14 protein-coding genes and 1 tRNA gene are annotated in these 13,958 nt (G+C 63.5%); 4 read left to right on the plus strand and 11 right to left on the minus strand.

Annotation, left to right across the window (positions count from 1 at the left end):
* Window positions 1-203: 203 nt before the first annotated feature.
* The 6 genes from QJT82_RS43525 to QJT82_RS43550 form a co-directional block, all read right to left on the minus strand.
* Entirely contained in the window at window positions 204-1,010 is an 807-nt protein-coding gene (locus tag QJT82_RS43525) for an MBL fold metallo-hydrolase (RefSeq protein WP_028340647.1), read from the minus strand.
* Entirely contained in the window at window positions 1,007-1,798 is a 792-nt protein-coding gene (locus QJT82_RS43530; protein WP_028340648.1) for a TatD family hydrolase, read from the minus strand. Before QJT82_RS43530 ends, QJT82_RS43525 begins: the two co-directional genes overlap by 4 nt.
* A 14-nt stretch (window positions 1,799-1,812) precedes the next feature.
* Window positions 1,813-3,792: a methionine--tRNA ligase gene (metG, locus tag QJT82_RS43535; protein WP_080686749.1), complete on the minus strand. Its 1,980-nt coding sequence runs from the start codon at window positions 3,790-3,792 to the stop codon at window positions 1,813-1,815.
* Window positions 3,793-3,896: 104 nt separating this feature from the next.
* Window positions 3,897-4,937: a DNA polymerase III subunit delta' gene (locus QJT82_RS43540; RefSeq protein WP_028340650.1), complete on the minus strand. Its 1,041-nt coding sequence runs from the start codon at window positions 4,935-4,937 to the stop codon at window positions 3,897-3,899.
* Entirely contained in the window at window positions 4,934-5,620 is a 687-nt protein-coding gene (gene tmk, locus QJT82_RS43545; RefSeq protein WP_028340651.1) for a dTMP kinase, read from the minus strand. Before tmk ends, QJT82_RS43540 begins: the two co-directional genes overlap by 4 nt.
* 1 nt (window position 5,621) lies before the next feature.
* The gene (locus QJT82_RS43550; protein WP_035631553.1) at window positions 5,622-6,881 is read right to left on the minus strand and encodes a D-alanyl-D-alanine carboxypeptidase family protein; all 1,260 of its coding nucleotides are present in this window, start codon (window positions 6,879-6,881) and stop codon (window positions 5,622-5,624) included.
* A gap of 162 nt (window positions 6,882-7,043) precedes the next feature.
* On the opposite strand from QJT82_RS43550, the gene QJT82_RS43555 reads away from it, so the two are divergent.
* Window positions 7,044-7,979 carry an alpha/beta hydrolase gene (locus tag QJT82_RS43555; protein ID WP_028340653.1) on the plus strand — a complete coding sequence of 312 codons (936 nt, stop codon included), beginning with the start codon at window positions 7,044-7,046 and terminating at the stop codon, window positions 7,977-7,979.
* 33 nt (window positions 7,980-8,012) lie between these two features.
* Here the strand turns inward: QJT82_RS43555 and QJT82_RS43560 are convergent, their stop codons facing one another.
* The gene (locus QJT82_RS43560; RefSeq protein WP_035631554.1) at window positions 8,013-8,921 is read right to left on the minus strand and encodes a septal ring lytic transglycosylase RlpA family protein; all 909 of its coding nucleotides are present in this window, start codon (window positions 8,919-8,921) and stop codon (window positions 8,013-8,015) included.
* An 818-nt stretch (window positions 8,922-9,739) separates the two neighbouring features.
* Here QJT82_RS43560 and QJT82_RS43565 point away from each other — a divergent pair.
* Complete coding sequence (locus QJT82_RS43565) at window positions 9,740-10,174, plus strand: NUDIX domain-containing protein (protein WP_051447857.1); 435 nt, start codon at window positions 9,740-9,742, stop codon at window positions 10,172-10,174.
* Here the strand turns inward: QJT82_RS43565 and QJT82_RS43570 are convergent.
* From QJT82_RS43570 to QJT82_RS43580, 3 genes are all read right to left on the minus strand, one after another.
* Window positions 10,128-10,598: a low molecular weight phosphatase family protein gene (locus QJT82_RS43570; RefSeq protein WP_155258487.1), complete on the minus strand. Its 471-nt coding sequence runs from the start codon at window positions 10,596-10,598 to the stop codon at window positions 10,128-10,130. The genes QJT82_RS43565 and QJT82_RS43570 overlap by 47 nt on opposite strands.
* Before the next feature lie 1,006 nt (window positions 10,599-11,604).
* The gene (locus tag QJT82_RS43575; protein ID WP_155258488.1) at window positions 11,605-11,850 is read right to left on the minus strand and encodes a hypothetical protein; all 246 of its coding nucleotides are present in this window, start codon (window positions 11,848-11,850) and stop codon (window positions 11,605-11,607) included.
* Between the two features lie 268 nt (window positions 11,851-12,118).
* Window positions 12,119-12,481, minus strand: coding sequence for a hypothetical protein (locus QJT82_RS43580; RefSeq protein WP_035631555.1), 363 nt, complete (start codon window positions 12,479-12,481; stop codon window positions 12,119-12,121).
* Between the two features lie 461 nt (window positions 12,482-12,942).
* Here QJT82_RS43580 and QJT82_RS43585 point away from each other — a divergent pair, with 461 nt between their 5' ends.
* Together QJT82_RS43585 and QJT82_RS43590 are read left to right on the plus strand one after the other, a co-directional pair.
* A complete protein-coding gene (locus tag QJT82_RS43585; RefSeq protein WP_196238156.1) occupies window positions 12,943-13,095 on the plus strand; it encodes a hypothetical protein in 153 nt (50 codons plus the stop codon).
* Between the two features lie 108 nt (window positions 13,096-13,203).
* Window positions 13,204-13,293, plus strand: a tRNA-Ser gene (locus QJT82_RS43590).
* Window positions 13,294-13,510: 217 nt separating this feature from the next.
* Here QJT82_RS43590 and QJT82_RS43595 read toward each other — a convergent pair.
* A complete protein-coding gene (locus tag QJT82_RS43595; protein ID WP_100213607.1) occupies window positions 13,511-13,819 on the minus strand; it encodes a hypothetical protein in 309 nt (102 codons plus the stop codon).
* Window positions 13,820-13,958: the final 139 nt, after the last annotated feature.

Consider the following 13,958-nt stretch of genomic DNA (forward strand, 5'->3'; position numbering starts at 1 on the left):
CAAGCGCCAAGGACCCAACGGCTTCCCGCCCACCCTCATCCTGACAGACTTCCAAGACACAGGGACCCATAACCACGAATGCCGATTGTGTTGCAAAGCTGGCGCGACAGCCTACTTCAACAACGATGCCCTGTGGTTATGGGTCCCTGCTTTCGCAGGGACGACAGCGAGTATGTGGCGCTCGCTCTGGATCAATTGGGTGTTCAGCCCACCCGGTCGAGCGTCAGCCGCATGCCGTCATAGGCCGGGATGACGCCGGCCGGCAGGCTCTGCCGCAGCACCTCGTAGTCGAGGTCGGAATGCATGTTGGTGATGACCGCGCGCTTCGGCTTGAAGCGCTCGATCCACGACAGCGCGTCCGCAACGTTGAAATGGCTGGGATGCTGCGCATAACGCAAGCCGTCGACGATCCAGAGATCGAGACCTTCGAGCGCCGGCCAGCTCTCCTGGGGGATGTCGTGCAGATCGGGCGTGTAGGCGGCGCCGCCAATGCGGTAGCCGAGCGCCGGGATCTTGCCATGCTGCACCAGGAAGGCCCCGAGCTTCAGCGGGCCGCCCTTCCCCTGGACTGTGTGGCTTTCTCCGGCCTCGATCGAATGCCGCGTCAGGATCGGCGGATAGTCGCTGCCTTCCGGCGCGATGAAGCAATAGGAGAACCGCGCCATCATGTCCTTGGCGGTCGACTGGTTGAAGTAGACCGGGATGCGGCGGCGCTGATGCAGCACGACCGAGCGCAAATCGTCGATGCCGTGGGTCTGGTCGGCATGCTCATGCGTCAGGAATACCGCGTCGATGTGCTCGACATTGCTGTCGATCAGCTGCTCACGCAGATCGGGCGAGGTGTCGATCACGACCCGCGTGGTGCCGTGCTCCATGGTGCGCTCGGCCATGATCGAGCAGCGGCGGCGGCGATTCTTGGGATTGCCGGGATCGCAGGCGCCCCAGCCGAGTGCCGGGCGCGGCACGCCGGCGGACGAGCCGCAGCCCAGAATGGTCAGTGTCAGCGTCATGCAGCAACCTTCGGCGCCGGCACCTTGGAGAACAGCCGGAAGAAGTTTTCGGTGGTCTGCCGCGAGATCTCCTCCAGGGAGACGCCGCGGGTTTCCGCGAGCACCTTGGCGACCTCGACGACATAGGAGGGCTCGTTGTGCTTGCCGCGGAATTTGCCGGGCGCAAGATACGGCGCGTCGGTCTCGACCATGATGCGGTCGGCCGGCAGCTCTGCCGCCAGCGCGCGCAGCGCGTCCGACTTCTTGAAGGTCAGGATGCCCGTGAACGAGATCGACAGCCCAAGCGCGATCGCCTTCATCGCGAGTTCGCGGCCGCCGGTGTAGCAGTGCAGCACGGCCTTGAACGCGCCCTTCGCGACTTCGTCCTCCAGGATGCGACCGCAATCCTCGTCGGCTTCCCGGGTGTGGATGACCAGCGGCAGGCCGGTTTCACGAGCCGCCGCGATGTGCGCGCGAAAGCCGCGCTCCTGCGCCTCGCGCGAACCGTGCTCGTAGAAATAGTCGAGCCCGGCTTCGCCGAGCGCCACGACCTTCGGATGCTTCGTCAGCTCGATCAGTTCGCCGGCCGGGATGCCATCCTCTTCATCGGCATGATGCGGATGGGTGCCGACCGAACAGTAGACGTCGGGAAAGCGCTCGGTGATCGCAAGCAGCCCGCCGAGCCGCCTCACCCGGGTCGAGATCGTGACCATGCGGCCGATGCCGGCCGCCTCGGCGCGCCCGACGATCCCGTCGAGATCGTCGGCAAAGTCGGGAAAATCCAGATGGCAGTGACTGTCGACCAGCATGAATTTCGAACCGCTCACTCGGTCTTCGGTTCCACATAGCGCGGGAACACGCCAACAGGCGCCGGCAGGACGGTCCCCGGCTTGATGCGCTCGGCGACCGCGGCAAAGCCGCGGGCGTCAGCAGCGATACCGAGGCTGTCGAGCATCTTGCCACAGGACTCCGGCATCACGGCCTGCGCCATGATCGCGATCTGGCGCACGACCTCGGCGGTGACATACAGCACCGTCTTCTGGCGCGCGGGATCAGTCTTCGCCAGCGCCCACGGCGCCTCGCCGGCAAAATAGCGGTTGGCCTCGGCGACCACGGCCCAGACCGTGTTGAGCCATTGATGGATCTGCTGCGTCGCCATCGCGGTGCGCGACGTCTCCAGCATGGCGTCGGCCTGCGCCAGAATCGCCTTGTCGTTGTCGCTGAATTCGCCGGGCTCCGGCAGCACGCCGCCGAGTTGCTTGGCGATCATCGACAATGAACGCTGCGCCAGATTGCCGAAATCATTGGCGAGGTCGGCGTTGATACGCGCGACGATGGCCTCGTGATTGTAGTTGCCGTCCTGGCCGAACGGCACTTCGCGCAGGAAGAAGTAACGCATCTGGTCGACGCCGTACTGCTCGGCGAGATTGAAGGGGTCGACCACATTGCCGACCGACTTCGACATCTTCTCGCCCCTGTTGAACAGGAAGCCGTGCGCATAGACCCGCTTCTGCACGGGAATGCCTGCCGACATCAGGAAGGCCGGCCAGTACACGGCGTGGAAGCGGATGATGTCCTTGCCGATGATGTGGACGTCGGCCGGCCAGTAGCGCCAATGCTTGTCGCTCTCATCGGGATAGCCGACGCCGGTGATGTAGTTGGTCAGCGCGTCGACCCAGACATACATCACGTGCTCGGGATCGTCCGGGACCTTGACACCCCAGTCGAAGGTGGTGCGCGAGATCGAGAGGTCCTTGAGCCCGCCGCGCACGAAACTCATCACCTCGTTGCGACGCGAATCCGGGCCGATGAAATCGGGCTGGCTCTCATAGAGGTGCAAGAGCTTGTCCTGGTAGGCCGAGAGCTTGAAGAAATAGCTCTTCTCCTCAACCCACTCGACCGGCGTGCCCTGCGGGCCGCGGCGGACATTGTCCTCGCCGACTGTGGTCTCATCCTCGGCGTAATAGGCCTCGTCACGTACCGAGTACCAGCCGGCATAGGCGTCGATGTAGATGTCGCCATTGTCCTGCATGCGCCGCCAGATCTCCTGCACGGACTTGTGGTGCGCAGGCTCCGAGGTGCGGATGAAGCGGTCGAACGAGACGTTGAGCCGCTCGTCCATCTCCTTGAAGCGGGCAGCGTTGCGGGTCGCAAGATCGTGCGGCGTCATCCCCTCACCGGCCGCGGTCTGGATCATCTTCTGTCCGTGCTCGTCGGTGCCGGTCAGGAAGAACACGTCCTTGCCGTCGAGCCGCTGGAAGCGCGCCAGCGCATCGGTCGCGATCGCCTCATAGGCGTGGCCGATATGAGGCTGGCCATTCGGATAAGCGATCGCGGTCGTGATGTAATAGATGTTGCCGCGGTCCGGGGCGGGCACCGGGATGGATGCGGCCGCAGGAGCCGCCGCTGCGGGTTTGGGCTGCTTCGGCGCGCGAGGCTTTGCCGGTCTCGGCGCCTTCTCGGTAACGGGAGCCATCGGCAGAGCGGGCTTCGTTGCCGCCGGTGCGACGGCTGCCTTCTTCGGACGAGCCTTGGTGGCCTTCGCAGCAGTCTTCTTGGCCGTGCTCTTGGCCGTCTTCTTCGCGGCTTTCTTGACGGCCTTTTTCACGACCTTCTTCGCCGCCGATTTCCTGGCGCCCTTGGCTCCCGTTTTGGCCTTGGCGGCCTTCTTCGCTTTCTTGGCGACGCGCCCAGCCTTCTTGGCGGCGCGCGATTTCGCCGTGGCTTTGCCGGTCGCGCGAGCGGGCGATGCCTTCTTCGTCTTCTTGGCTTTTTTCGACGATTTCTTCTTAGCGGTCGCCACCACGGAATCCTTTGCAGATCGAAACGAGATTGTCGGGAGTTTAGTCAGACAGATATGTGTTCAGGCAGATGCGTTTTCAGCCAGATTGTTTGCAGACTTGGCGTCTATCGGGTCGCGTCCGCGAGCATCGAAAACACCGAGAAAACCAGCGGCTTGCGCTCCAGATTGTAGGCTTCGGTATCGCGCGCGGCGCGGACGATCTTTTCCCATACCTCCGCCAGCCGTGCAAGGCGCGGCAGATTGGCATTGGCGTCGCCCGTGCGCATGCGCTCGCTCATCCAGCGATCGATGCCGTCGATGAAAGCGGCGAGCGCGACGCGGTCACTGGTGCCAAGCGCTTCGCCCAGCGCATGCAGCTCGCGCGGATCGACGCTCGGAAGCGTCGCGAGCAGCGCGGCCGTGCGTTGCTGCAGTTTCAGCGCATCGCCGCCGAGCAGCGACAGCGCCCGCCCGACGCTGCCTTCGGATGCTGCGGCGGCTTCCAGTAGCGCCGGATCGTCGGCTTCGATATCGGTTGCGGCCGCGGCCGCGCGCACCACGTCGCTCGTCTCCAGCGGCCGCAGCAGCAACTTGCGGCAACGGGACAGGATGGTCGGCAGCACCCGTGACGGTGCGTGGCTGACCAGGAGGAACAGCGATTGCTGCGGCGGCTCCTCGAGGATCTTCAGCAGCGCGTTCGCGGCGTTGGGATTGAGCTCGTCGACGGTATCGACGATGCAGACGCGCCAGCCGTCGACCGCAGCGGTCGAGCCGAAGAACGAGATGGTCTCCCGCGTCTCGTCGACCGTGATGACGGTCCGCATCACGCCGCGATCGTTGAGGCCGCGCTCGAGCACAAGGAGCCCGCCATGGGCGCCCGCCGTGATCTGGCGTGCCACCGGATCTGATGGATCGACCCGCAGCGTCGGCGCCGCCTGAATCTGGGACGATTTCGGATTGCGAAACGCCAGCACGAACCGCGCCATGCGGTAGGCCAGCGTCGCCTTGCCGATGCCCTGCGCGCCGCCGATCAGCCAGGCGTGCGGAATTCGTCCGCTGCGATAGGCATCGAGCAAGGCGGTCTCCGCCTCGCGATGCCCGAACAAATCCGGCGTTTCGCGCGGATGGCGGGCGGCGCTCTCCTGTTCGACCTTGCGCGCGCTCATGCAGGATTGTCCGCCGTGAGCGCTGCGCGCAGATGCTCGCGCAGCGCGGCCCATATCCTGGCCGTGACCGTATCCGGATCGGCCGTGGCGTCGATCAGGACGCAGCGCTCCGGATCTTCGGCCGCGATCCGGCGGTACGCGTCACGCAAATCCTGATGGAACTTGATGCCTTCGGCTTCGAAGCGATCGGCGGTGGCGTCGCCGCGTCGCGCAGCGGCGCGTTGCAATCCGACCTCGACGGGCACATCGAGGATGAAGGTCAGATCGGGCTTGAGATCGCCGATGGTCACGCGCTGCATGGCGTTGACGAGTTCGGGCGACACCTGCCCGAGCTGGCCCTGATAGGCCCGCGTGGAATCGAAGAAACGATCGCACAGCACCCAGATGCCCTGATTGAGCGCCGGCAGGATCACGGTGCGGACATGGTCGTCGCGTGCAGCGGCAAACAGCAGCGTCTCGGCCTCCGGCCCCAGCAGCTTGCCCATCCCTGACAGCACGAGGTGACGGATGATCTCCGCCCCCGGCGAGCCGCCCGGCTCGCGGGTCACGATCGCGCGCAGCTTGGCGGCATCGAGCCGTTCGGCAAGCTTGCGGATCTGGGTCGATTTCCCCGACCCCTCGCCGCCCTCAAAGGTGATGAAGCGACCGCGCAAGCTCGGCCGTTGGACTGCTGCTTCCGCCATGTCAGAGCTTCTCGACCCCTGCGCGGAACATGCCGATGACCAGCTCCTGGGCGCCGTCGAGCGCACGACGCATCGTCGATCCGGTGCCGACGGCGTCCGCCGCGAAAACCGGAGTTTCCATTGCGACATTGGCGCCGCGCCACACCCGCACCACGCCGATCTTCTGGCCGGCGGTGATGGGCGCCTTGACCGGGCCGCTATAGATGACGCGCGCGAGCAGCTTGTCGTTGCCGTTCTTCGACACCATCACCTTGATCGGATCGGGGCTGACGAGCTTGACCGAGCGGCTCTCGCCGCCGAACACCCGTGCATAGCCGACCGGCTGATTGGCCGCGATCAGGGTCCGGGTCTCGAAGCTGCGGAACCCCCATTCCAGCATCTTCTTGGCTTCGGTCGCGCGGTCCTCGGAATCCTCGAGGCCGTTGACCACGACGATCAGCCGCGTGTCGTTCTGCACCGCCGAGCCGACCATGCCGTAGCCGCCTTCCTTGGTGTAGCCGGTCTTCAAGCCGTCGGCACCGGGCAAGGCGTTCAGCAGCGGGTTGCGGTTTTGCTGGCGGATCTTGTTCCAGGTGAATTCCTTCTCGCCGAACAGCTTGTACCTGTCCGGGTAGGTCAGGATGATGTGGCGCGCCAGCGTTGCGAGTTCCCGCACCGTCATCTTGTTGGCCGGGTCGGGCAGCCCGTTGGAATTGCCGAAGGTCGACCTGGTCATGCCGAGCTCGCGGGCGCGCTTGGTCATGAAGTCGGTCGCAAAGGTATGCTCATTGCCGGCAATGCCTTCGGCGAGCGCGATGCAGGCGTCGTTGCCGCTCGGGATGATCGCGCCATGCAGGAGATCGTCGACCGAGACCTTGCTGTTGATCGCCGCGAACATCGTCGAGGTGCCGGACGGCGCCCCGCCCCGCCGCCAGGCGCTCTCGCTGATCCGGTACTCGTCCGTGAGCTTGATGTCGCCCTTCTTGAGGGCGTCGAACACCACCTCGGCCGTCATCAGCTTCATCATGCTGGATGGCGCGCGCAGCTCGTCGGCGTTCTTCTCGAACAGCACGCTGCCGCTGCTGGCCTCGACCAGAATCGCGGTCGGCGCATCGCCGTCGAACCCGCCCTCTTCCTTCTTGGCGCCCTGGACGCTGTTGTTGGCGGCATAGACCATTCCGCCGCAACCGATCGCCAGCGCGACCGCGGCCGCGACCAGGCCGCGCCAGCAATGCCCGGCGCGAGCTGACAACGTGCGGGGAACTGCGGTTGGGGCTGCCATCGGCGATGTCCTGAAAGACTGCGTTCTAACAGCTGGAAGTATCGCAAACAACTGAGGTTTCTGCGTTTGTGCACGGCAAGCTGGATTGCCGCCTGCGTTGAACGTCCCTATCCTCGGAACCAGCTAACGTCAGCACAACCGGCAAACAAGGCGGAAACGCGAATGTCATCCTCCCGCACCATTTCCGCCAACGGCATCGACGTGTTCGTGCGCGAGGCCGGGCAAGGCCCGCTGGTCGTGCTCTGCCATGGCTGGCCGGAACTGTCCTATTCATGGCGGCACCAGATCGCGGCGCTGGCCGCGGCAGGCTTTCGGGTCGTCGCGCCTGACATGCGCGGCTTCGGCCGCTCCGGCGCGCCGGCCGAGGTCGGCGCCTACACGATCTTCGATACGGTCGGAGACATGGTCGCGCTGGTTGCCGCCCTCGGCGAGACCCGCGCGATGATCGTCGGCCATGACTGGGGTGCGCCGGTGGCCTGGCACGCGGCCCTGTTCCGTCCCGACATCTTCACGAAAGTCGCCGGCCTCAGCGTGCCGCCGCCGTTCCGCGGCCGTGGTCGCCCGCTCGAGACCCTGCGCGACAGCGGCATCACCAATTTCTATTGGCAGTACTTTCAGCCGCCCGGCGTGGCCGAGGCCGAGTTCGAGCGCGACATCGCCCACACCATGCGGCTGGTGCTCGGGCGTGGCGTCTCCGATCCGAGCTCGATGTTCGTCGACGAGGCCAAGGGCTTCCTCGGCAAGCTGCCGGCAGGAATGCCCTTGCCGGCCTGGCTGACCGAGGCCGACATTGCCGAATTCGTCGAAGGCTATCGGCACTCCGGCTTCCGCGGTGGCCTGAACTGGTACCGCAATCTCGACCGCAATTGGGAGCTGACCGCGCCCTGGCAGGACGCGCAGATCCATCAGCCGTCGCTGTTCATCGCCGGCTCGAATGATTCGGTGATCACCGGGCTGATCGGCGCCAAGCGGGTCGCGGACATGGAGCGCGTGCTGCCGAACCTCAGGCAGAAGCTGATCATCGAAGGCGCCGGCCACTGGATCCAGCAGGAGCGCCCCGACGAGGTCAACAAGGCGCTGATCGCGTTTCTGAAATGATCAGGCCAAGGGCCTGATCTGTAAGCAGACGGCTCAGTAAAGCCCGCGCCCGCTCAGGACTTCGGCCGGCCCCCGCGCGTCGATCGGGACATAGGCGGCCGCCGGACTCGGGCTTGCGGCATAGCGCGCGTCACCCTCATAGGAGACTTCGCGCGGATTGTTCGTGGAGCGGCGGTGCGAGCGGCTCGAGGCCGACATTTCCGAGGTGGCGCTCACCGAGGCGTAGTCGGCCTGGGTGTTGCCGAGGCTGTAGGGCCGCCCCTCCGGCAACGGAACGTCGCCACGAACCCGGCCCGAGGAGGACGACATCTCAGGCACGAACGGCCGTGCGGAGGCGACGCGGACCATCGACGGGGACGGCGCTGGAGTACCGGTGCGCAAGGTCGCCATCAACTGGCGGTCATCGGACCCTTCGAGTGGCGCTCGGCCGACATATTCGACGCGGACGCGAGCCACGCCATTGCCTTTGAATTCAAGCAGTTCTGCGGCTTTGTTCGAGACATCTATGAGGCGATTGCCGTGGTACGGGCCGCGGTCATTGACCCGAACGACGAGCGATCTGCCATTGCTCAGATTGGTGACGCGGGCATAGCTCGGCATCGGCAGGGTCGGATGGGCGGCCGTGAGCGAGCCCATGTCGAACACCTCGCCATTGGCGGTCAGGCGGCCATGGAAATCGTCGCCGTACCAGGACGCCATGCCCTCCGCGCGGTAGTTCTCATTCTCCTCCGGCACATAGGTGCGGCCGGCGACAACATAAGGCTTGCCGATGCGATAGGTGCCGCCGCCTTTCGGCACGGGATCACCCAGCGCCACCACGCGCGGGCTCGACGACACCCCGTATTTGGGGTCGACCCGGCTGGCGAACTTGTTCGAGGAGGCACAATTGGCGAGGACGAGGCACGTCGCCACCGCAACGGCGCCGCGCGCCGTCCGGATCATCGAATCTGGCCGTCTAATCCCCATCTGCCCCAAGTACCATTCTGCCGGACCTGCGCCTACTCCGAGGCGTCGAAGTCCCTTGCCGTCGCTGCGCGGCCCACCTCCGCACCAGAGCGTGACGATATCGCAACCGGAACACGGCGGAAATGGGGAGAGCCGGCGGGCGGTGGCGTCTTGGTGAATGGTCTGTTGCGCCTCCTCCGTCGTTCTACTGACCTTCAGCTCCGCCCAACGCCCTCGCCTGTCCCGCTATCAGACACACTGTTGCAGCAAATCATCAGTCGGGGGGCATCTTGGATTCCAACAATTGAATCTTTTTGACTGTGCAAGGCTGCAATCGTTTTCTCGTCCGCGTGGGGCGCAAAGGAAGTTTGCGATGATCGAGACGGTTACAGCGGTGATGGGCCTGGTGAGTGCGGCGATCTTCTTGGCGCACGCCGTGGAAGGCTATCGGTACCGGGCCTGACAGTCCGTTGAAGGTGGAAAGACGCGTCACCTCTTTCCAGGAGTGAATGTTCGGAAAGCTTTAATCAATTCGGATGAGCATCGATTGAAGGCAGGTGTGTCATGCGTAATCACGATTTGGTCTCCGACGGATTTCTGACCCTGACCGCAGCAAGCCTCGTGCTGCTGTGCTCGAGCCTGCTGGCGTTCGCGTTCGGCTGAACGTTTTGAGACCTTGGGCGCGATCGGCGCCCGTGCGACTGTGATCGATTACCCCTATCTCACTCCCCGCCGATCGGGTTGCGGCAGGCGCGCGGTCTTCCCCCCGCCCCACTCGTGACGCATCCTCGCCTTTTCCAGCCGAGGATATACGGATGACCGGCAGTGTCAGGGAGGGAACGTCCGCCCTTCTCGTCAGCACAGATGGCCGGCTGCTGATGCAACTGCGCGACGATCTTCCGCACGTCTCCGATCGCGGAAAGGTCAGCCTGTTTGGCGGACGGCGGGAAGGCGCCGAGACTTTCCTCGAATGCGTGGTGCGCGAGATCCACGAGGAGATTGGCTACTACCTGCCGCCGGAGCGTTTTGAGTTGATCGGCCGCTATTCCGGTCCGGATCATGCAACGCCAACCGGCACGCTTCGCGGCGAGGTGTTCCTTGCGCGCGACGTGCCCATCGACCAATTGACGGTGACCGAAGGCCGCCTCGAGATCGTCGCCATCGACGACCTCGAACGCATCAGCGGCATGCTCGCGCGGCCGGCTACGTTTGCGCTGGAGATCTTCCTGAAGCGCGAACCGATGACCTGAGCGCTGAAACCAGCGCGCGGATGTGATCGTCGATCATGGCCAACGCGACTGACGGATGAGCAAAGTCGATATCGTCCACGTGCCAGTAAGTCACCCTGTCGGCGACCTCGGGGAACCGGCGCTCGATCAGCGGACGGTGCTCGGCCTCCTTGAGAGCGATCACGAGGTCGGCGTCGTCGAAGTCCGCCAATGAACAGGGCTGCGGAAAGCGCGCTGCGCCTTCCGGCACGATACCGCTGGCGCGAAGACGATCATCGGTGAAGACTGACATGGGCCCGACATTGTCGGGCGATCCCCGCTCGGCCGCGCCTCTGGAGCACGCGCGCCACGCCAATTGTTCGGCTCTTGCAAGATGATTGAACAGTTCCTCTGCGTATCGACTGCGATAGTAGTTGCCGGTGCAGAGAAAGAGGACACGCTTCATGGACCTCATCATGGCCAACGTGGGCCCTCGCGGTCAATGGCGTTGCGAGCATGAGCCCTTTCAGCTCACGGACCGGGCGAGTGACGGGCCGGCCCGGGGTTTCTTGAAACGACGGAACCGACCAGTCCTCAATCATCCCTGCCCGTCCCGTTGAGTTGGGTGCCAATTTTTGAGCAGCGGGCCGCAACCGAAAACGGCCCCAGCGTGGGTTGCTGAGGCCGTCATTCCGTCTGCTGGGGGCGCGGGCGCCAGTGAGCAGGCCGCCTCGGTTCAGCAGAGCGCCGGTACATCCGCGGCTGTCTGAATTGTACCCGATGTCGTAGCGTGCCTGGCGAGGTCTCAGGGGGTACCCCACAGGGCGCATCCGGAAATGGGACCCGTTAGCAAATCAGCAACGTGATCGGCGCAGGCTTCTCTGAGGGACGGGACCGTTGGGGACGCAGCACGGTCACGTTTCGGAGGAGCTGGCGCGCCGGCCCTGAGCGTCGGCTCCTCTTTTGGACCTTGTGTGAGTTAGGCAACAGCCGTCACTCCGGGTACCTGCTAAGCAAGTGACGTTGGGAATTTCAGGGCCCTAGCGCTGGGAATGACAGGGCGCCGCCGGGACAAACCATTTCGGGCCCGGCGGCGTAGTTTTTGAGATTTGCCGCGCTGACGCGTGAGAGGCGCCTCGAGAATGTCTGGCGACAAGATTGCTACAAAGACCGTGCTGTTGGCGCTGGCCATAGGCGTTGCGGTATGGGCAACTATGGGGGCGCCCGAGCCAGGCACAAACTCGCCGATGCACGTCGCCAGCAGGCGATGAGGCCCTGCCGGCACGGCCCATGCAGTTAAATTGACGCTGGGGATTTCAGTGTCCCAGTTCAGGAAGGAAACGCCGCCGGGCGTGTATTTTTGAGACCGGCGGCGTCTTTTCCTCGCACAGCAAGCTGGCGCGATTGCCCTGCCTGCCCGTCTGGCGGTTTAGTCTCCTTGGCAGATTGGGCGCTGTCGCTTTAGGTCGGCGTCATTCGAGCGGTAAAGAAAGCGCGGGCAGCGGCTTATTGCCCTGCTCGCAACCTGTTCGCCCCTTGAGCGGTAGAACCGGCGTTGAGGCATCCGCCGCAGTCCGGCCCATGAAATGGGTCAGATTAACGGCCGATGACCACTCCACATAACCAACAGTCGAAAAGGCAACCGCTCCCACGATGACAATACTGAGCACTGAAGCGGCGGCTGCTGACGCCAAGCTTTGGCTGCTGAAAAACGGCATCACGATTCTCCGACACCGAGCTGCCACCCGCTCGTGCATTAGGCCAACTCGCGATGATCGAGTGTGAACCGCCTCACATTTCACGGGCACTTGATGCCGAGACCGGGCCCGACGATGCCGGTTCACGGCCGGCGGGCCATTTTTGCCAATTCAGGTCCAGGCCGCTGCCCATCCGGACAGATTCGTTCTTTGATCTTCGGCCGCAATTGAAGCGTTTCCGGCCGCCTCAATTGGCGGCCTCTTTCAACCGCAATTCATCGAATGGCGCTCAATTGCCTAGTGTTTTCGAACCTTGCTTGGGCCTCTCAGAGGGCATTGTCGATGGCGAGTCCCAGTCAATCATTTTCAGGCAAACGAGGAGTTCGACATAGCTTTGCACTTGCCCTGACCCCGCCAAGAGTTCGCAACTTTCACGCGGTCCTGCCGGGACAGTTAGCCAGATCGAGTTTAGCTGCTGCCGCGCAACCGTCTCGTCACTCACGCACTTGCTCGCGTCCTTGGGAAGTCCCGACGCTTTATCGTCAACGGAAACGTCCGCGCAGAGCGCCTTGATATCGAAGTTGGGAACACTGTCTGAAACTTGTACGGGCGGCTGAGCAACGAGCGACAATGCCAAGAGCGCTGCCTTCATAAGATCTCCCTCCCCGTCCGGTGCGCCCAGCTGGAAGGCGAATTAAGCTGGGACTGGCGCGGCTTCGGAGGCTGAAGCGGCCACCCTCCGCCCACGACGTTACATTGCGCCTTTTTCCCAATTTCTATCCACCACGAACCGCAATGCTGCGGCGCGCTACTACTTTTGCGCACGCGATTTGCCTGCCGGTCTGTTGGTTAGGACTAGTTCGGAATGGCAATTGCCGCGGCTGCCCCGCGGGTTTCGAAGCATGTTCAGCAGGCGCGATCGACAAAAATAGTGCGGTCCAAATCACCCCGACAGTAACGGCGGGGTTGGCGGTGTATCCGTAAATCCACGGTTCGCCACCTTAACGTTAAGCCGAAAACCGATGCCCGCACCGACGTGGCGTCGTGTAGTGTCTGAGATATTTCATTTTTTCTTCGTCAAGGCCAATTGCCAAAGTTCAGCGATTTAAATCAATGATCGTGGAGTTCGGTATCGCGAGCACGATCGTGGGATCGGTGCTCGCCGTTTATGCAAGGCGGCATCGTTCAGTCATCTTGGAAGCGTGCGCAGGCGCGCTGCTGATTGTCGGCCTCGCCTGCATTGGCGCGGGGCTGCCGCGTGTGTGACCTGCCCCTTCAGCATGGACCGGGCGAATGACCGGCCGGCCCGGGTTTCGCTGCCAAGTTCGCGTTGCGTTCGGCGCTGCCCTACGCTAAGGGCCTGATCCTTGATCCGGAAGGGTGGCCGAGTGGTTTAAGGCACCGGTCTTGAAAACCGGCGTGCCCGCAAGGGTACCGTGGGTTCGAATCCCACCCCTTCCGCCACAGTTTATTGAATTCGCTTTGTTATTTGCCCACGACGATTTCGTGCGCCCAAGTGATCCGGCCCACGGGGCCAGAACCGACAGCCGCATTGATACCGGCGTCGATGCGGCCGTTACGACAATCCCACTATTGTTATGGGCATTGCGGACCAGCTGACATTACGCCGCCGAGACAAACCGTTTCGGCCCCGGCGGCGTAATTTTCGCGTACTGCTCATTCAAAGTTCAATCTCGATCGCCATGTTCGCGCGCACGAGGGTGGTCAAGCCCGCCTTCAATCTTTTCGCTTGCCAAGTGTGGAAGGCTGGATCGGCGTTGAGTTTGTCAACCGCCGCGCCGTAAGCCGAAAACGTCTCGAAATTCACTGAGAAAACGAAATTGCCGGCTTCACCGACGGCGACAGACCAGAACCTTGGTTTGCCACCGTGCTTGCGCCAAAGCCCGGCGCTCTCCTTTGCCAATTCGAGTATTCCTGCGAGGTCGCCGCCTGGATTCGGCTTGACCACATACTGCACGACGACTGCCATGCTACCCTCCAATTGAAATGACAGGGGGCCCGCATATGACGCTGTTCTCGATAGATGGGGCTTGATCTAGGGTCTGTACCTAAATAGCGCCACGTGATTCTCTTGCCTACGTGTTGATTCGGGGGCGAGAGAATGCGCG

Source organism: Bradyrhizobium sp. Mp19, assembly GCF_029952935.1.
GTDB classification, from domain to species: domain Bacteria; phylum Pseudomonadota; class Alphaproteobacteria; order Rhizobiales; family Xanthobacteraceae; genus Bradyrhizobium; species Bradyrhizobium elkanii.

Excerpts from the sequence above, each read along its gene's own strand:
- QJT82_RS43570 (WP_155258487.1), bottom strand. The coding sequence starts at position 10,598 with ATGAAGCGTGTCCTCTTTCTCTGCACCGGCAACTACTATCGCAGTCGA.
- QJT82_RS43585 (WP_196238156.1), top strand. The coding sequence starts at position 12,943 with ATGATCGTGGAGTTCGGTATCGCGAGCACGATCGTGGGATCGGTGCTC.
- QJT82_RS43555 (WP_028340653.1), top strand. The coding sequence starts at position 7,044 with ATGTCATCCTCCCGCACCATTTCCGCCAACGGCATCGACGTGTTCGTG.
- QJT82_RS43560 (WP_035631554.1), bottom strand. The coding sequence starts at position 8,921 with ATGATCCGGACGGCGCGCGGCGCCGTTGCGGTGGCGACGTGCCTCGTC.
- QJT82_RS43595 (WP_100213607.1), bottom strand. The coding sequence starts at position 13,819 with ATGGCAGTCGTCGTGCAGTATGTGGTCAAGCCGAATCCAGGCGGCGAC.
- QJT82_RS43550 (WP_035631553.1), bottom strand. The coding sequence starts at position 6,881 with ATGGCAGCCCCAACCGCAGTTCCCCGCACGTTGTCAGCTCGCGCCGGG.
- QJT82_RS43580 (WP_035631555.1), bottom strand. The coding sequence starts at position 12,481 with ATGAAGGCAGCGCTCTTGGCATTGTCGCTCGTTGCTCAGCCGCCCGTA.
- QJT82_RS43575 (WP_155258488.1), bottom strand. The coding sequence starts at position 11,850 with ATGCCGTTTTTCAGCAGCCAAAGCTTGGCGTCAGCAGCCGCCGCTTCA.
- QJT82_RS43540 (WP_028340650.1), bottom strand. The coding sequence starts at position 4,937 with ATGAGCGCGCGCAAGGTCGAACAGGAGAGCGCCGCCCGCCATCCGCGC.
- QJT82_RS43565 (WP_051447857.1), top strand. The coding sequence starts at position 9,740 with ATGACCGGCAGTGTCAGGGAGGGAACGTCCGCCCTTCTCGTCAGCACA.
- QJT82_RS43525 (WP_028340647.1), bottom strand. The coding sequence starts at position 1,010 with ATGACGCTGACACTGACCATTCTGGGCTGCGGCTCGTCCGCCGGCGTG.
- tmk (WP_028340651.1), bottom strand. The coding sequence starts at position 5,620 with ATGGCGGAAGCAGCAGTCCAACGGCCGAGCTTGCGCGGTCGCTTCATC.
- QJT82_RS43530 (WP_028340648.1), bottom strand. The coding sequence starts at position 1,798 with ATGCTGGTCGACAGTCACTGCCATCTGGATTTTCCCGACTTTGCCGAC.